This window comes from Pseudomonas sp. Irchel s3h17, from assembly GCF_900187505.1.
In the GTDB taxonomy this organism is placed as follows: domain Bacteria; phylum Pseudomonadota; class Gammaproteobacteria; order Pseudomonadales; family Pseudomonadaceae; genus Aquipseudomonas.
In genome coordinates this window covers 1-1,307 of record NZ_FYDL01000043.1, presented here as the reverse complement: position 1 = coordinate 1,307, position 1,307 = coordinate 1, and the positions used below count along the sequence as shown (strand labels likewise).

Here is a 1,307-nt window from a genome sequence, read left to right as displayed (position 1 = left end):
CCGGAGGCCCCCGCCACTACGCCCAGCGCATAGGTCAGGGTGCCAGCCCCATCGGCGCCAAACGCCGAGTTGAAGTTGGCGGCAAAGCTCTTGGTATCGTTGATCGCCAATACTGTTTCATCCACCGTCAGCGTTGGCTCCTCACCGGTGGTGCTGATGCTCGGTCCGTCGTCTTCGAACACCAGGTTCTGCCCGATGTTGAGCGTCGCTTGGACACTGTCGCCATCGCCATCGGTCGTGGTCGCCGTCAGCGTCACCAGGTCGTCCGAAGTCAGGCTCGTCGCATCATCGGGATCGGTGGCGTCGGGATGCACCACGGCCCGAAGCTGGTCGAGGGTGACATCACCATTGGCAGCGACGCTAACGGTGAACACCAGCAGGTCGGTGGTGGCCGTGCGGCCTTCCACTACTGCACCGTTAAGCGACAGGTTGACGGCCTCACCGCTGGCGGTGTCGGTCAGCCCGGAGGCCCCCGCCACTACGCCCAGCGCAAAGGTCAAAGTGCCAGCGCCATCGGCGCCAAACGCCGAGTTGAAGTTGGCGGCAAAGCTCTTGGTATCGTTGATCGCCAGGACCGTTTCGTCCACCGTCAGCGTTGGTTCCTCACCGGTGGTGTTGATGCTCGGTCCGTCGTCCTCGAACACCAGGTTCTGCCCAATGTTGAGCGTTGCCTGGACACTGTCGCCATCGCCGTCGGTCGTGGTCGCCGTCAGTGTCACCAGGTCATCCGAAGTCAGGCTCGTCGCATCATCGGGATCGGTGGTATCGGGATGTACCACGGCCCGAAGCTGGTCGAGGGTGACATCACCATTGGCAGCGACGCTAACGGTGAACACCAGCGCGTTGCTCGCGGCCGTGCGTCCTTCGACCACCGCGCCGTTAAGCGACAGGTTCACCGCCTGGCCGGTGGCTGTGTCGGTCAGCCCGGAGGCTCCCGCCACCACACCCAGCGCATAGGTCAAAGTGCCAGCGCCATCGGCGCCAAACGCCGAGTTGAAGTTGGCGGCAAAGCTCTTGGTATCGTTGATCGCCAAGACCGTTTCGTCCACCGTCAGTGTTGGTTCCTCACCGGTGGTGCTGATGCTTGGTCCGTCGTCCTCGAACACCAGGTTCTGGCCGATGTTGAGGGTTGCGTGGGCGCTGTCGCCGTCCTTGTCGGTCTTGGTCGCTGTCAGTGTCACCAGGTCGTCCGAAGTCAGACTCGTCGCATCATCGGGATCGGTGGTATCGGGATGTACCACGGCCCGAAGCTGGTCGAGCGTGACATCACCATTGGCAGCGACGCTGACGGTGAACACCAGCAGGTC

General features: G+C 62.9%; 1 protein-coding gene. It reads right to left on the bottom strand.

Annotated features, from left to right (window positions below; all coding sequences use genetic code 11):
• On the bottom strand, positions 1-1,307 hold a 1,307-nt coding region (locus CKW25_RS25910), incomplete at both ends, for a DUF5801 repeats-in-toxin domain-containing protein (protein ID WP_256578039.1).